Below are 15,169 nucleotides of genomic sequence, written 5' to 3'. Positions count from 1 at the left end.
GGCATTTACTTTTTTTATGCTATGATTTCTGTATTTTTTCGGATTTAATTATTAACTTTGCACGAAAACTAATTAAACACCGAGATGAAAAAAGTATTATTATCGAGTATTGTTCTGCTGTTTTTTGTGGTAGAGCTGTTTGCTGGAAAACAATTAAGCCTGAAAGATATTACAAATGGCACATTTCGCGTTGAAGGCATCTCTTCAATAAAAGCACTTTCTGACGGAGAGAGCTATACACAGATTTCGACAGACGGAAAACAGATAGTGAAGTATTCGTTTAAGACAGGCAAACAGACAGGCGTTCTGTTTGATGTGAAGAATACCCGCGGAGCTAAAGTGGAAAAGATAGAAGGATATGTCATGAGTCCCACGGAAAAGCATATTCTTATACAGACTGGGACAAAGCCCGTGTATCGCCACTCGTTTGAGGCTACCTATTATATATATAATATCGGCAACAATAAACTTGAGCCACTGAGCAATGGAGGTGCACAGCAGACTCCGGTGTGGAGCCCTGACGGCTATCAGGTGGCTTTTGTAAGAGATAACAACATTTGGCTCGTAAAACTTCTGTATGGTAATGCTGAGAGTCAGGTTACCAAAGACGGAAAGCGTAATGAGATAATAAACGGAATACCCGACTGGGTGAACGAAGAAGAGTTCTCGTTCAACTCGTCAATGGTGTTTACTGCCGATTCGCGTCAGATTGTATGGGTGCGATATGATGAGTCGAAGGTTAAGGAATATAGCATGCAGATGTTTAAAGGCTTGTCGCCGGAACGTAAGGAGAATGCTGCTTATCCAGGCCTTTACACATATAAATATCCGAAGGCTGGCGAGGATAACTCGAAAGTTAGCCTTTGGAGCTTCGACATAAAGAGTCATCAGACTCGCAAGATTGCTCTTCCCTTAGATGAAGACGGTTACATACCTCGTATCAAGGCAACAAGCGATTCGTCAAAGATTGTTGTATTCACATTGAATCGTCACCAAGACCTGTTAAGAGTATTTGTAGCTAATCCGTTATCCACTGTTTGTCAGCAGATTGTAGAAGACAGAGTGGATAAGTATATCAACGAGAATGTATTTGCAAACGTAAAGTTTTCTGACAAATATATGGTTCTCACCAGCGAGCGCGACGGATATAACCATATCTATCTCTATAACCTTAATGGTCAGTTGGTGCGCACGGTGGGTGACTTGGAGAAGCCGGGAACACGTCTTGGCGGAACAGCTCATACAATAGTAACCGATGTGTATGGCTATAACGAAGCTACTGGAGACCTCTATTTCGCTGCCCTGAGCGAAGGCCCGACAGACCAGAAGGTCTATGTGTCGAGAAAGAACGGCAAGGTGGACTGCTTGACGGAGAAGGCTGGCTGGAACACAGCTGTTTTCTCTTCAGACTTCAAGAACTTCCTATGTACTTGGAGCGACCTGAATAATCCCACCACTTATACTCTTTGTAATAACGCGGGAAAGACGCTTGCTACGCTCATTGACAACAAGGAACTGAAGGAAAAGTATGACTCCTACGATATGGGCACGAAAGAAATCTTTATCTTCACCACTCCCGAGACAAAACTCTGTGGCTGGATGGTTAAGCCAAAGAACTTTGACCCGCAGAAGAAATATCCTGTCATAATGTATCAATATGGAGGTCCTGGAAGCCAGCAGGTGATGAATGCATGGAACATAGGAATGAATAGACAGGGTGCCATTCTTGAGCAATACTTGGCACAGCAGGGCTATATTGTGGTTTGTGTGGATAATCGTGGCACAGGCGGCAGAGGTGCGGAGTTTGAGAAGTGTACCTATCTGCGTCTTGGCGAACTTGAAGCTCGCGACCAGGTGGAAACCGCATTGTGGCTTGGCAAGCAGTCATATGTCGATGCCAAACGCATAGGCATCTGGGGATGGTCTTACGGAGGTTGGAACACATTGATGTCGATGAGCGAGGGTAGGGCGGTCTTTGCTGCAGGCGTGGCCATAGCTCCTCCTACCAGCTGGCGCTATTATGATACGGTCTATACCGAGCGCTTCATGCGCACACCGAAGGAGAACGCCTCTGGCTACGATGAGGTGAACCCCATAGCTCGAGCATCAAAGCTTAGCGGAGCGTTGCTGCTCTGTCACGGACTGGCCGACGATAATGTGCACTATCAGAATACGGCAGAATATGTAGAAGCTCTTGTTCAGGCCGACAAGGATTTCCGTCAGTTGGTTTATACCAATCGTAATCACAGCATTTATGGTGGTAACACGCGTAACCACCTCTTCCGCCAGTGCATTAACTTCTTCAATGACAATATGAAGTAAACACTAACGTGCTAAAATACAATTACCATACTAATACATCAAAAACTATTACCACATGAAGAAAGTCACTATTTTACTACTGACGCTGATTGCTGTGACAATCTCGGCGAATGCTGCCAAGAAAAAGCGCGTGAAGGCAAATCCTGTGCCTCCAACCATTGAGATAATTACTAAGGTTAATGACTATTGGCAACAGAATCATAAGCCTGAAGTGCGCTCGTTCTGGGATGAAGCAGCTTACCATACAGGCAATATGGAGGCTTACAAGCTGCTTGGCATGGCTCGCTGGCAGGCGTATAGTGACGCTTGGGCACGACATAACAAATGGATGGGAGCACAGGAGAAGGATGTTTCGAAATGGAAATACAAGAACTACGGTGAGGGACACGACTATGTGCTCTTCGGCGACTGGCAGATTTGTTTCCAGACCTATCTGGACCTCTACGAACTAAATCCAGACCCATTCAAGATTAAGCGTGCGATAGAGGTGATGGATACAGAGGTGAGAATGCCTCAGAATGATTTCTGGTGGTGGGCTGACGCTCTATATATGGTTATGCCTGTAATGACGAAGCTGTATAAGGCAACAGGTGAGGTGAAGTATCTGGACAAGCTCTACGAGAACTACAAATGGGCTGACGAACTGATGTATGACAACGAGGAGCATCTGTATTTCCGCGATGCTAAATATATCTATCCTAAGGTTAAGACTCGTAACGGACTTAAAGACTTTTGGGCACGTGGTGACGGATGGGTGCTGGCCGGACTGGCAAAGGTGCTTACGGATATGCCTACAGATTATAAGAACCGTCCGTTCTTCGAAAAGCGTTTTAAGGAACTGGCTGCAGCTGTGGCAAAATGTCAGCAGCCGGAAGGCTACTGGACACGCTCTATGCTTGACAAAGACCACGCTGAAGGACCAGAGACATCGGGTACGGCTTTCTTTACTTATGGACTGCTTTGGGGCATGAATCATGGAATGCTCAACCGTGCAGAATATGAGCCTGTGATGCAGCGTGCATGGAAATATCTGACAGAGAAAGCACTTCAACCCTCAGGTGCAGTAGGCTTCGTTCAGCCTATCGGAGAGAGGGCTATTCCGGGACAGCAGCTTTCAGAGAAGAATGAGGCTAATTTCGGAGTGGGTGCCTTCTTGTTAGCAGCATGTGAGAAAGTGCGTTTTGATGACGCTTCATGTCCTGCATCGTTAGGTTGTTCTCATGGTGTGGCTATAGGAGATGCTGTTTGCCGTATCGTTGTTAAGAATGAAAGTTCGGAGTTTCGCCAAGAGGTTATTGAGGTGGAAACATCTCAGCTGTTCCAGAAGCTTGGCATACAAGGCGGGCGACAGTTTATCGTGTATGATGAAGGTGGATTGGAAGTTCCTTATCAGCTCAGCTATGACGGAAAACTTCTTTTGGATGCTGGAGTGCAACCTAAAAGTGTATTAACGTTTAAGATTAGAAAAGGTACTCCAAAGGCTTATCCTTCAACATGTTATGGAAGAATATATCCAGAGCGAAAGGATGACTATGCGTGGGAGAATGATCGTGGCGCATATCGCGTATACGGCCCTGCTCTGCAGAAGACTGGCGAGCGCTCATATGGCGTGGATGTGTGGTCGAAGAACACTCCTGAGCTTGTTGTGGAGCAACGATATTGGATAGAAGATGTGGTGATGATGTCGGCAGTAGAAAAGCTTCGTCGTGAGAATTGGCAGCGCGGAGACTCGCTCTATCGTTTGAACTCATATCATAATGACCATGGACGCGGAATGGACCTCTATAAGGTCGGTCCTACACTGGGCTGTGGCACTCCTGCTTTGATGGTTGACGGCGAGCTGAAATACCCGTATTGCTTCAAATCTTATGAGATACTGGATAATGGTCCGATGCGTACAACTGTTCATCTTACATATAATCCAGCTGTGATAAACGGCGACTCTGCTGTTGTGGAGCATCGCACAATTCAGCTTGATAAAGGCTCGAATTTCAACAAGGTGACCGTATCTTATGAAGGACTGACAAAACCTGTGTCATTTGCTACTGGCGTAGTCATTCATTCTGAGGATAAGGAGAACGTTGAGTTAGGTAACGATTATGTGCTTTATGCCGACCCGACAGACAATCCTCGAGTGAACAACTGCCAGCTCTTCGTTGCTGCTCTGTTCCCGAAAGGAGTCAACGAAACAAAGAAGCTGATGTTCAATCGTCCAAGTGGAGGTAATGAGGGACACGCTCTTGGCGTATTGCATGCATATTCTGGAGAGAAATATACTTACTGCTTCGGTTCTGCCTGGAGCAAGTTTGATGTGCGCACCATGCAGGAGTGGCAGGCTCGTTCCGAATGGACACTTCGCTCAATGTGTCATCCGCTTAATGTCGAATTGCAATAGTTTTATTGGCAAATTAGTAATGGAATAACATTGTCTTCTCGTGATAGTATAGCTGTCTCAAGGAGACAATGTTTTTCGTTGAAGAAAAAAAACTAAATAATTATGTTACTCGTTTGCATTTAATTTACTACCTTTGCAACCGCTTTGCAAGCAAACAATATTGTTATAACAACTTTTTATATTATTATGAATTTCACAATGTTAATTACCGTCTTCCTGACGGCTATTACACTGGTGGCGGCTGCTTACATTATTGCTAAGCTGATAGGTCCGCGCTCATACGCCAAGGTGAAAGGAGAACCCTACGAGTGTGGTATTCCTACTCGTGGTACTTCCTGGCTGCCTGTGCATGTGGGCTTCTACCTGTTCGCCATCCTGTTCCTCATGTTCGATGTGGAAACGGTGTTTCTGTATCCATGGGCTGTAGTAGTGAAGGACTTCGGAGTGATGGCGCTGCTGTCAATCGGGTTCTTCTTGGTAGTATTAGTGCTGGGTCTCGCATACGCCTGGCGGAAAGGAGCGCTTGAATGGAAATAAAGCCGAAAATCAAGTCGATCCCCTATGAAGAGTGGAATGACAACGAGTCGCTCGAGAAGCTGATTGATCAGCTCCATGAGGGTGGCGTAAATGTGATTACGGGCAGTCTGGACAAGCTCATCAACTGGGGACGCGCAAACTCGCTTTGGTCTCTTACTTTTGCTACCAGCTGCTGCGGTATTGAGTTTATGGCTTGTGGCTGTGCACGTTACGACTTCGCCCGCTTCGGATTCGAAGTTACGCGTAACTCTCCACGACAGGCTGACCTCATCATGTGTGCAGGTACCATCACTCACAAGATGGCTCCACTGTTGAAGCGTCTGTACGACGAGATGGCTGAACCAAAGTATGTTATTGCTGTGGGTGGCTGTGCTATCAGCGGAGGTCCCTTCAAGTCAAGCTATCATGTAGTAAAGGGTATCGAGGAAATCGTTCCTGTTGATGTGTTCATCCCAGGATGTCCTCCACGTCCAGAGGCTATCATGTATGGCATGATGCAGTTGCAGCGTAAGGTGAAGATTGAAAAATTCTTCGGTGGCGCTAACCACAAACAGAACAACGAGGAGGCTCAGTTAGGCGTATCTAATGAGGAGCTCACAGCTCGCCGACTGGGCGATCATCGCCGCGAGACCATCGTGGTAACTGATGTGCCCGAGGATTTTGTGAAGGAGATGGCTAGCCAAACTAATCAGACTACTCAAACTAGTAATACTAGTAACACCCAAAAAGAGGAGGAAAACGCATGAAACTAGAATTTATAACATTCGATTTCGATAAGTTTGCCTCTGAGATGGCAAATCTGAAAGAGAAGAAAGGCTTCGACTACCTGGTAACGATTGTAGGTGAGGACTTCGGTGAGGAGGGGCTTGGGTGTATCTATATTCTTGAAAATACCAAGACCCACGAGCGTTGCAGCGTTAAGATGCTTGCCAAGACACAGGTCTGTGGCGACGGAATGTCGAGCAATGGTACTGGCGATACTGATGGACAGGTGATGGCATATCTGCCTTCAGTCATTAACATCTGGAAGGTAGCTGATTTGCTGGAACGTGAAGTTTATGACTTCTTCGGCATCGTGTTCCTAGGTCATCCAGATATGCGCCGTCTGTTCCTGCGTTCTGACTTCAAAGGCTATCCTTTCCGCAAGGATTGGAAGTTCAATGACGAATATACACTGGAGGATGACAATGAGCCAGACTACGGTTTGGAGTATTATCTTGATAAAGATGGCGTGCTGCAGTCAAAGCAGAACCGTCTCTTCGATAATGATGCTTACGTGGTGAACATTGGTCCTCAGCACCCATCAACTCACGGTGTGCTTCGTCTTCAGACAGTTCTCGACGGTGAGACTGTGAAGCGCGTTTATCCTCATCTTGGATATATCCATCGTGGTATTGAGAAGATGTGTGAGAACATGACCTATCCACAGACATTGGCTTTGACCGATCGTCTGAACTACCTCTCCGCCATGATGCATCGTCATGCATTAGTTGGTGTTATTGAGGAGGGTATGGGTGTCGAACTTACTGATCGTATCAAGTATATCCGTACCATAATGGATGAGTTGCAGCGTATCGATTCACACCTTCTTTATGTTGGCTGCTGTGCTCAGGATATGGGCGCTCTTACTGCATTCCTTTATTCTATGCGCGACCGTGAGCATGTACTCAATTGCATGGAGGAGACCACAGGTGGACGTCTGATTCAGAACTATTATAGAATTGGTGGCTTGCAGGCTGATATTGATCCAAACTTCGTAAAGAACGTGAAGGACCTCATCAAGTACATGAAGCCTATTATTCAGGAGTATGTCGATGTGTTTGGTGACAACATTATTACTCACAAACGTTTCGAGAAGGTTGGTCCTATGTCGAAGGAAGACTGCATCAGTTATGCTGTTACCGGTCCTGCCGGACGTGCTTCCGACTGGGCTAACGATGTGCGCAAGAACCATCCATATGACATGTATGACAAGGTGGAGTGGGAGCAGGTTACTATGACTGGCTGTGATACAATGGATCGCTATACTATACATATCAACGAGATGTATCAGAGCTTGCACATCATTGAGCAGCTCATCGATAATATTCCTGAAGGCGACTTCTATGTTAAGCAGAAGCCAATCATTAAGGTTCCCGAGGGACAGTGGTACTTCTCTGTAGAAGGAGCAAGCGGTGAGTTTGGCGTATATCTTGACAGCCGTGGTGACAAGAGCCCATATCGTCTGAAGATGCGCCCAATGGGTCTCTCGCTGACAGGCGCACTCGATCCTATGCTGCGTGGTCAGAAGATTGCCGACCTCGTGGCTACAGGTGCTGCTATTGACTTCGTAATTCCTGATATTGACAGATAAAAGCGTTTAGAATTATGTTTGATTTCTCTATTTTTACACAATGGTTCGACGCTCTCCTTCGCGAGACACTCGGTTTAGGAGATTTCCTGTCGATATTAATTGAGTGCGTGCTCGTAGGTGTAGTCGTATTAACGGCTTATGCTCTGATTGCCTGCGCACTGATATTTATGGAGCGTAAAGTCTGTGCCTACTTCCAGTGCCGTCTTGGCCCGATGCGTGTAGGATACTGGGGCTTGCTACAGGTTTTTGCCGACGTGTTGAAGATGCTTATCAAGGAGATCTTCTTCGTTGACAAGGCTGATAAGTTTCTCTATATTGTTGCTCCATTCCTCGTTATTATCGGTTCTGTGGGCGCCTTCTGCTTCCTTCCTTGGAACAATGGCGCAACCATTCTTGATTTTAATGTAGGCGTATTCCTCTTGACAGCCATCTCTTCAATTGGCGTCGTTGGTATCTTCCTCGCTGGTTGGGGCTCTAACAACAAATACTCTGTTGTGTCGGCTATGCGTGGCGCAGTACAGATGATCTCGTATGAGATGTCGCTCTGTCTCTGTCTCATTACTGCTGTAATCCTGACAGGTACAATGCAGATGAGTGGAATCGTAGAAGCTCAGACCGGTCCTTGGAAGTGGCTCATTTTCCAAGGTCATGTCCCAGCTATCATCGCTTTCCTCGTGTTCCTCGTAGCTGGTAATGCTGAGGCAAACCGTGGTCCGTTCGATATGGCTGAGGCTGAGAGTGAGCTTACCGCTGGTCATCATACTGAGTATTCAGGAATGGGCTTTGGCTTCTTCTATCTGGCTGAGTTCCTCAATCTCTTTATTATAGCAGGTATTGCTGCTGCCGTATTCCTTGGCGGCTGGGCTCCTATGAATATTGGTGTGGAGGCTGTTGATGCTGTGATGAACTACATTCCTGGCATCGTATGGTTCATGCTGAAGGCCTTTGGTCTTGTGTGGATTCTCATGTGGATTAAGTGGACCTTCCCACGTCTGCGTATCGACCAGATTCTGAAACTCGAGTGGAAATACCTTATGCCGCTGGCGCTCATTAACCTTGTGGTGATGACTGTGGTTGTGGCTTTGGGATTTTATTTCTAGAAACTAGTTAAACTAGTTGGACTAGTATCACTAGAAAAACAAAAATTAAAATGGAAAAAGAACAATCATATTTTGGAGAACTCGGGCACGGCATTAAGACGCTGGCTACTGGTATGAAGATTACCTGGAAGGAATACTTCAAGGACTTCTTTACCAATAAGTCAACTGAGCAGTACCCTGAGAATCGCAAGACCACACTTCACGTTTCTGCTCGCCATCGTGGTCGCTTGGTGTTCAAGCGCGACGAGAACGGTGCATACAAGTGTACGGCTTGTACTTTGTGCGAAAAGGCTTGTCCTAACGGCACCATCAAGATTACCAGTCACATGGCTGAAGACCCTGAGACAGGTAAGAAAAAGAAGGTGCTCGATGACTATCAGTATGATTTAGGCGACTGCATGTTCTGCCAGCTCTGTACTAATGCCTGCAATTTCGACGCAATTGAGTTTACTAACGATTTCGAGAACGCTACGTTCGATCGCTCTAAGCTGGTGCTTCACCTTGACAAAGAGCAGTACAAGGGTGGTTCGCTGCCCAACCTGATTGATGGTGGTGCTCCACAGGAAATCGGTAAGTTTAACACCAAAACGAAGTAAACAACTATGGCAAACGCAATTATGTTTACAATCCTCGCGATCGTCATTCTTGGCTCAGCACTGCTGTGCGTGACGACAACGCGAATTATGCGAGCCGCAACATTCATGTTGTTTGTGCTCTTTGGCGTGGCAGGCATCTATTTCCTGCTCGATTATACATTCCTTGGTGCTGCCCAGATCAGCGTCTATGCCGGTGGCGTGACAATGATCTATGTCTTCGCCATTCAGCTTGTCTCTAAGCAAACCCTGCAGGGAATGGTTGAGAAGATCAAGACTAGCCGCATGATTGGCAACGGACTTGTTGTCCTTGTTTCTCTCATCGTTGTAAGCTTGATTCTCGTGAAGACTGGCTTCTACTCAAATTTCGATGCTGTGGCTGATGCCGAGGTTTCGATGAAGGAGATTGGTAATGCCCTTGTGGGTAGTGAGAAGTATCAGTATGTGCTGCCGTTCGAGTTCATCTCGATATTCTTGCTGGCATGTATCATTGGTGGATTAGTAGTAGCAAGAAAGGAGGAGAAAGAATAATGGTACCTGTTGAATGTTATTTCGTGCTCAGCGCACTTTTGTTCTTCATCGGCGTTTATGGCTTTGTTACTCGTCGTAACCTGCTCGCTATGCTCATCTCTGTCGAGCTGGTTCTCAACGCCGTTGATATCAACTTCGCAGCAATCAACCGTATGCTCTATCCCGATGGAATGGAAGGCATGTTCATGACCCTCTTTGTCATTGGTGTTGCAGCTGCTGAGAGTGCTGTGGCTATAGCTATTATTATCAATGTCTATCGCAACTTCAAGAGCGATACGGCAGACAGTATTACTAACATGAAAGGATAAAAGACTATGGGATTCGAATATTCAATTTTCATTCTCCTTCTGCCTCTGCTGTCCTTCATCGTGTTAGGACTTGCTGGCATGAAGATGTCGCATAAGACCGCAGGCCTTATCGGCACGTGTTCATTGGGACTCGTCACCATTCTGTCATACATGACTGCATTCCAGTATTTTGGAGCAGATCGTGTTAACGACGTTTATCAGACGTTTGTTCCATATAACTTCACTTGGTTGCCTCTTGGCAATCTGCACTTCGACATGGGTATCCTCTTGGATCCTATATCGGTTATGATGCTCATCGTCATCTCTACGGTGTCATTCATGGTGCACATTTATTCGTTCGGCTACATGCATGGCGAGAAGGGCTTCCAGCGTTACTATGCTTTCCTGAGCCTCTTCACAATGTCTATGCTGGGTCTCGTTCTGGCCACCAACATCTTCCAGATGTATATGTTCTGGGAGCTCGTGGGTGTTTCTTCTTATCTGCTCATCGGCTTCTACTATCCTTTGAAGCCGGCTATTGCTGCATCAAAGAAGGCTTTCATCGTGACCCGCTTTGCCGATATGTTCTTCCTCGTGGGTATTCTGACCTTCGGCTATTTCACCGATTCGTTCAGCTTCTCATTTGCAGGTGACATCGTAATGGGGCAGGGGACAACACCATTCATCGAGGGTAATATGTCTAAGGCTGTAGCTGCAGGTGCCTGCATTATTCCTACGGCTCTGACTCTGATGTTTATTGGTGGTGCAGGTAAGTCTGCTATGTTCCCCTTGCACATTTGGCTTCCAGATGCAATGGAAGGTCCAACACCTGTATCTGCACTTATCCACGCTGCTACGATGGTGGTAGCTGGTGTGTTCCAGATTGCACGTATGTTCCCATTGTGGATCGAATATGCGCCAGAGGCTTTGTCTATAGTTGTATGGGTGGGCGTATTCACTGCTTTTTATGCAGCTGCTGTTGCTTGTGCTCAGAGCGATATTAAGCGTGTGCTTGCATTCTCAACCATTTCACAGATAGCATTTATGATGGTGTCTCTTGGTGTCAGCCTGCCTTCTCACGAGGCCGGTGTGGTGCTTGATAACCATGCTCAGCTGGGCTATATGGCCGGTATGTTCCATCTGTTCACACACGCCATGTTCAAGGCTTGTCTGTTCCTCGGTGCCGGTTGTATTATCCATGCCGTACATTCTAACGAGATGTCGATGATGGGTGGTCTACGTAAGTATATGCCTATCACTCATATCACCTTCCTGATTTCATGTCTGGCCATTGCAGGTATACCTCCGTTCTCAGGCTTCTTCTCTAAGGACGAGATACTGACTGCCTGCATGCACTACAGTCCTGTGGTAGGTTGGATCATGACGGGTGTTGCTGCTATGACCGCTTTCTATATGTTCCGTCTGTACTACGGTATCTTCTGGGGTACAGAGAATAAGGAGGCTCACGCACATCACACACCGCATGAAGCACCTTGGATGATGACCTTCCCGCTTATCTTCCTGTCATTGGTGACCATCCTTTGTGGCTTCCTGCCCTTCGGTCACTTCGTGTCAGCCAGCGGTCAGGCGTATGACATCCATCTCGATTGGACGGTTGCCGGTACATCTATTGTGGTTGCTGTCTGCTCTATCCTGTTGGCCACCTATATATATAAAGGTGAGAAACAGCCCATTGCCGACAAACTTTACAAGACCTTCCCTCGTCTGCATCGCGCTGCCTACAAGCGTTTCTATCAGGACGAGATTTGGCAGTATGTTACCCATCGCATCATCTTCCGTTGTATCTCTACTCCTATTGCCTGGTTCGATCGTCACGTTGTTGACGGAACGTTCAACTTTATGGCATGGGGCGCTAATGAGGGTGGCGAGAGCCTCCGTTCTTGGCAGAGTGGCGATGTGCGTCAGTATGCTGTGTGGTTCCTCACAGGTAGTGTGGCATTAACATTAATCCTATTAGCTCTATAGTATCTATAGTGCATATAGTAACTATAAGAAAGGAATAACGACTATGAATATATTAAGTTTATTCGTTTTGATTCCCGCCCTGATGCTTCTGGGATTGTGGATTGCCCGCAACCTTAATCAGGTGCGTGGTGTGATGGTGGCAGGCTCGTCTTGCTTGCTTGCCCTGTCTATATGGCTTTGCTATTATTATGTGACCAATCACGATAATCCCGCTGCTTGGTCAAATAATATGATGCTTGTGGCTTCGACCCCTTGGTTTGAGTCTCTTAACATCAACTATGCAGTAGGTGTTGATGGCATCTCTGTTGTGATGCTGCTCCTGTCGAGCATCATCGTGTTCACAGGCACATTCGCCTCTTGGCAGCTGAAGCCCCTTACTAAGGAGTATTTCCTTTGGTTCACCCTGCTTTCTACAGGTGTGTTTGGCTTCTTCATCTGCGTTGACATGTTCACAATGTTCATGTTCTATGAGGTAGCTCTTATTCCTATGTACCTTCTTATTGGTGTATGGGGTTCAGGCAAGAAGGAGTATGCAGCTATGAAGCTTACACTTATGCTGATGGGTGGTTCTGCGCTTCTCATCCTTGGTGTGCTTGGTATATACTATTTCAATGGTGAGTACAGCGGTGTCTATACGATGAATGTGAACGAGATTGCAAAAACATCTCACATGATTCCTGTATCTATACAGAACGCTTTCTTCCCCTTCATCTTCATTGGCTTTGGTGTTCTTGGCGCTCTGTTCCCATTCCACACATGGTCACCAGATGGTCATGCTTCTGCGCCAACAGCTGTGTCAATGCTCCATGCTGGCGTGCTGATGAAGCTTGGAGGTTACGGATGTTTCCGTGTAGCAATGTACCTTCTGCCTGAAGCAGCTCAGCAACTGTCTTGGATATTCCTTATCCTGACTACAATATCTGTTGTCTATGGTGCTTTGTCAGCTTGCGTGCAGACAGACCTGAAGTACATCAATGCTTACAGCTCTGTGTCTCACTGTGGTCTTGTGCTCTTTGCTCTGTTGATGATGAGCCAGACAGCTGTGACAGGTGCTATTCTTCAGATGCTCTCTCACGGTCTGATGACGGCTCTTTTCTTCGCCCTCATCGGTATGATCTACGGACGTACACATACTCGTGACATTCGTGAGCTTGCAGGTTTGATGAAGATAATGCCTTTCCTTGCAGTAGGCTATGTGATAGCAGGTCTTGCAAACCTCGGTCTGCCAGGCTTCTCAGGCTTTATTGCTGAGATGACAATCTTCGTGGGCGCATTTGGTGCTGAGCCTCTTGCTGGCGACCCCAACACGTCGTTCCGTATGGTTGCTACCATCATTGCATGTACTTCAATCGTCGTAACAGCAGTCTATATCCTTCGTGTTGTTGGTAAGATTCTCTATGGCGAGGTTGAGAACAAGCACTTCCTTGAGCTCACCGATGCAACTTGGGATGAGCGCGTTGCTGTTATCTGCCTCATCTTCTGTGTTGCAGGTCTTGGCTGTGCTCCGTTCTTCTTCAGCGACATGATTTCGCCGAGTGCAGGCAGCATTCTTCAATCAATTGGTGTAATGTAAAGTAAAGGAGGAAATAAAGATATGAATTACGTACAATTCTTAAATATGATTCCAGAGGCTATATTAGTAGCGTTGCTGCTTGTGGTCTTCTTTGCTGACTTTGCATTGAACAAGAGTGAGAATAAGCTTTCTAAACTCTGGACTATTACATGTGGTGCATTAGTCCTTCAGACTGCCGTCCTGTTTGGTACTATGGAGCCTGCTGAAGCTTTCGGCGGCATCTACGTTACCTCCGAGATGGTCAACGTGATGAAGATTATCCTCACAATGGGTACACTCATCGTTGTCATTATGTCGAAGACGTGGTTAGAGACCAATAAGAAGATTTCTGGCGAGTTCTTCATGCTGGTTCTCTCTACTCTGCTCGGCATGTATATGATGATGTCTTCAGGCTCATTCCTGATGTTCTTCCTTGGTCTTGAGATGGCTTCTGTTCCTATGGCTTGTATGGTTGCCTTCGATAAGAACCGTAAGAACTCTGCTGAGGGCGCAGCTAAGTACATCCTTGTGGCTACATTCTCAAGTGGTGTGATGCTCTTTGGTATCTCGTTCCTCTATGCTGCTACAGGTTCTCTGTATTTTGAAGATGTGGCAGATGAGCTGACCACTTCTCCGCTCACCATCATGGGTCTCGTGTTCTTCTTCAGCGGATTGGGATTCAAGATTTCTCTTGTTCCCTTCCACTTATGGACTGCTGACACCTATCAGGGTGCTCCTACACCTGTCACAGGTTATCTGAGCGTAGTGTCGAAGGGAGCTGCAGCTCTCACTCTGTGCATCATCCTCACCAAGGTGTTTGATTCTATGATAGACTATTGGAACCCACTGTTGTGGATTGTTATCATGCTCTCTATTACAGTGGCTAACCTCTTTGCCATTCGTCAGAACGAGTTGAAGCGCTTCATGGCTTTCTCGTCAATCTCACAGGCAGGCTATATCATGCTGGCTGTCATCGGTGGCGATGCTCAGGTAGGTGCTACTGCACTAACGTTCTACGTGCTGGTTTATGTAGCAGCTAACATGGCTGTCTTCACCGTTATCAGCGCTGTGGAGAATAATGGAGGAAGCACAATGATGTCTGCCTACAATGGTCTTTATAGCACCAATCCTAAGTTGGCTCTGCTCATGACTCTCGCTCTGTTCTCTTTGGCAGGTATCCCACCATTTGCAGGTATGTTCTCAAAGTTCTTCGTGTTCCTTGCTGCTGTCAATGGTCACAACGGAGCTCCATTCTGGCCATACTTCGTGGTGTTCGTGGCTTTGGTTAACACTGTGATTTCACTTTACTACTATCTGCTCATCGTGAAGGCTATGTATATAACAAAGGAGGAGAATCCTCTGCCAGCCTTCTCTATGGACGGCGCTACTAAGATTTCCCTCGTTCTGTGTACAGCAGGCATCTGCCTCCTTGGCGTTGCCTCTTGCATCTATGAGTGGATTGCTGGTGCAGCCCTGTAAGTAGTAGATAATCCTACAATAAATACTCCCGATG

General features: G+C 46.5%; 11 protein-coding genes and 2 pseudogenes. All 13 read left to right on the top strand.

The features are described 5' to 3' along the window. Window positions 1-84 precede the first annotated feature (84 nt). The 13 genes and pseudogenes from M1L52_RS14190 to M1L52_RS14135 all read left to right on the top strand — a co-directional run bounded on the left by M1L52_RS14190 (window position 85) and on the right by M1L52_RS14135 (window position 15,135). Window positions 85-2,322, top strand: coding sequence for a S9 family peptidase (locus M1L52_RS14190; protein WP_248615683.1), 2,238 nt, complete (start codon window positions 85-87; stop codon window positions 2,320-2,322). 55 nt (window positions 2,323-2,377) lie between these two features. After that, complete coding sequence (locus M1L52_RS14185; RefSeq protein WP_248615682.1) at window positions 2,378-4,717, top strand: DUF4861 family protein; 2,340 nt, start codon at window positions 2,378-2,380, stop codon at window positions 4,715-4,717. 186 nt (window positions 4,718-4,903) lie between these two features. Beyond that, window positions 4,904-5,254 carry an NADH-quinone oxidoreductase subunit A gene (locus M1L52_RS14180; protein WP_248615681.1) on the top strand — a complete coding sequence of 117 codons (351 nt, stop codon included), beginning with the start codon at window positions 4,904-4,906 and terminating at the stop codon, window positions 5,252-5,254. Then, window positions 5,245-6,000 carry an NADH-quinone oxidoreductase subunit B gene (locus M1L52_RS14175; protein ID WP_248615680.1) on the top strand — a complete coding sequence of 252 codons (756 nt, stop codon included), beginning with the start codon at window positions 5,245-5,247 and terminating at the stop codon, window positions 5,998-6,000. The genes M1L52_RS14180 and M1L52_RS14175 overlap by 10 nt, the downstream gene beginning before the upstream one ends. Next, a pseudogene (locus M1L52_RS16590) lies at window positions 5,997-6,407 on the top strand (NADH-quinone oxidoreductase subunit C); the annotation flags it as partial. The gene M1L52_RS14175 and the pseudogene M1L52_RS16590, both read left to right, overlap by 4 nt. Window positions 6,408-6,461: 54 nt before the next feature. Beyond that, window positions 6,462-7,607: pseudogene (locus M1L52_RS14170) on the top strand (NADH-quinone oxidoreductase subunit D); the annotation flags it as partial. Between the two features lie 14 nt (window positions 7,608-7,621). Next, on the top strand, window positions 7,622-8,707 hold the full coding sequence (gene nuoH / locus M1L52_RS14165) for an NADH-quinone oxidoreductase subunit NuoH (RefSeq protein ID WP_248615678.1): 1,086 nt from the start codon (window positions 7,622-7,624) through the stop codon (window positions 8,705-8,707). A 50-nt stretch (window positions 8,708-8,757) separates the two neighbouring features. Next, window positions 8,758-9,303 carry a NuoI/complex I 23 kDa subunit family protein gene (locus M1L52_RS14160; RefSeq protein WP_248615677.1) on the top strand — a complete coding sequence of 182 codons (546 nt, stop codon included), beginning with the start codon at window positions 8,758-8,760 and terminating at the stop codon, window positions 9,301-9,303. A gap of 6 nt (window positions 9,304-9,309) precedes the next feature. Then, complete coding sequence (locus tag M1L52_RS14155) at window positions 9,310-9,831, top strand: NADH-quinone oxidoreductase subunit J (protein WP_248615676.1); 522 nt, start codon at window positions 9,310-9,312, stop codon at window positions 9,829-9,831. Further along, window positions 9,831-10,139, top strand: coding sequence for an NADH-quinone oxidoreductase subunit NuoK (gene nuoK, locus M1L52_RS14150; protein WP_248615675.1), 309 nt, complete (start codon window positions 9,831-9,833; stop codon window positions 10,137-10,139). Before M1L52_RS14155 ends, nuoK begins: the two co-directional genes overlap by 1 nt. 6 nt (window positions 10,140-10,145) lie before the next feature. Further along, window positions 10,146-12,104, top strand: coding sequence for an NADH-quinone oxidoreductase subunit L (gene nuoL, locus M1L52_RS14145; protein ID WP_248615674.1), 1,959 nt, complete (start codon window positions 10,146-10,148; stop codon window positions 12,102-12,104). Window positions 12,105-12,147: 43 nt separating this feature from the next. Beyond that, window positions 12,148-13,677, top strand: coding sequence for a NuoM family protein (locus M1L52_RS14140; protein ID WP_248615673.1), 1,530 nt, complete (start codon window positions 12,148-12,150; stop codon window positions 13,675-13,677). 21 nt (window positions 13,678-13,698) lie between these two features. Further along, on the top strand, window positions 13,699-15,135 hold the full coding sequence (locus tag M1L52_RS14135) for an NADH-quinone oxidoreductase subunit N (protein WP_248615672.1): 1,437 nt from the start codon (window positions 13,699-13,701) through the stop codon (window positions 15,133-15,135). Window positions 15,136-15,169: the final 34 nt, after the last annotated feature.

This window comes from Prevotella sp. E13-27 (genome assembly GCF_023217965.1).
Taxonomy (GTDB): Bacteria; Bacteroidota; Bacteroidia; order Bacteroidales; family Bacteroidaceae; genus Prevotella.
The sequence above is the reverse complement of the archived record's forward strand: the minus strand, read 5'-3'. Positions and strand labels throughout refer to the sequence as shown.

What these genes read in the sequence shown, in the direction of transcription:
- M1L52_RS14190 (WP_248615683.1), top strand. Translation starts at nt 85, where the DNA reads ATGAAAAAAGTATTATTATCGAGTATTGTTCTGCTGTTTTTTGTGGTA.
- M1L52_RS14185 (WP_248615682.1), top strand. Translation starts at nt 2,378, where the DNA reads ATGAAGAAAGTCACTATTTTACTACTGACGCTGATTGCTGTGACAATC.
- M1L52_RS14180 (WP_248615681.1), top strand. Translation starts at nt 4,904, where the DNA reads ATGAATTTCACAATGTTAATTACCGTCTTCCTGACGGCTATTACACTG.
- M1L52_RS14175 (WP_248615680.1), top strand. Translation starts at nt 5,245, where the DNA reads ATGGAAATAAAGCCGAAAATCAAGTCGATCCCCTATGAAGAGTGGAAT.
- nuoH (WP_248615678.1), top strand. Translation starts at nt 7,622, where the DNA reads ATGTTTGATTTCTCTATTTTTACACAATGGTTCGACGCTCTCCTTCGC.
- M1L52_RS14160 (WP_248615677.1), top strand. Translation starts at nt 8,758, where the DNA reads ATGGAAAAAGAACAATCATATTTTGGAGAACTCGGGCACGGCATTAAG.
- M1L52_RS14155 (WP_248615676.1), top strand. Translation starts at nt 9,310, where the DNA reads ATGGCAAACGCAATTATGTTTACAATCCTCGCGATCGTCATTCTTGGC.
- nuoK (WP_248615675.1), top strand. Translation starts at nt 9,831, where the DNA reads ATGGTACCTGTTGAATGTTATTTCGTGCTCAGCGCACTTTTGTTCTTC.
- nuoL (WP_248615674.1), top strand. Translation starts at nt 10,146, where the DNA reads ATGGGATTCGAATATTCAATTTTCATTCTCCTTCTGCCTCTGCTGTCC.
- M1L52_RS14140 (WP_248615673.1), top strand. Translation starts at nt 12,148, where the DNA reads ATGAATATATTAAGTTTATTCGTTTTGATTCCCGCCCTGATGCTTCTG.
- M1L52_RS14135 (WP_248615672.1), top strand. Translation starts at nt 13,699, where the DNA reads ATGAATTACGTACAATTCTTAAATATGATTCCAGAGGCTATATTAGTA.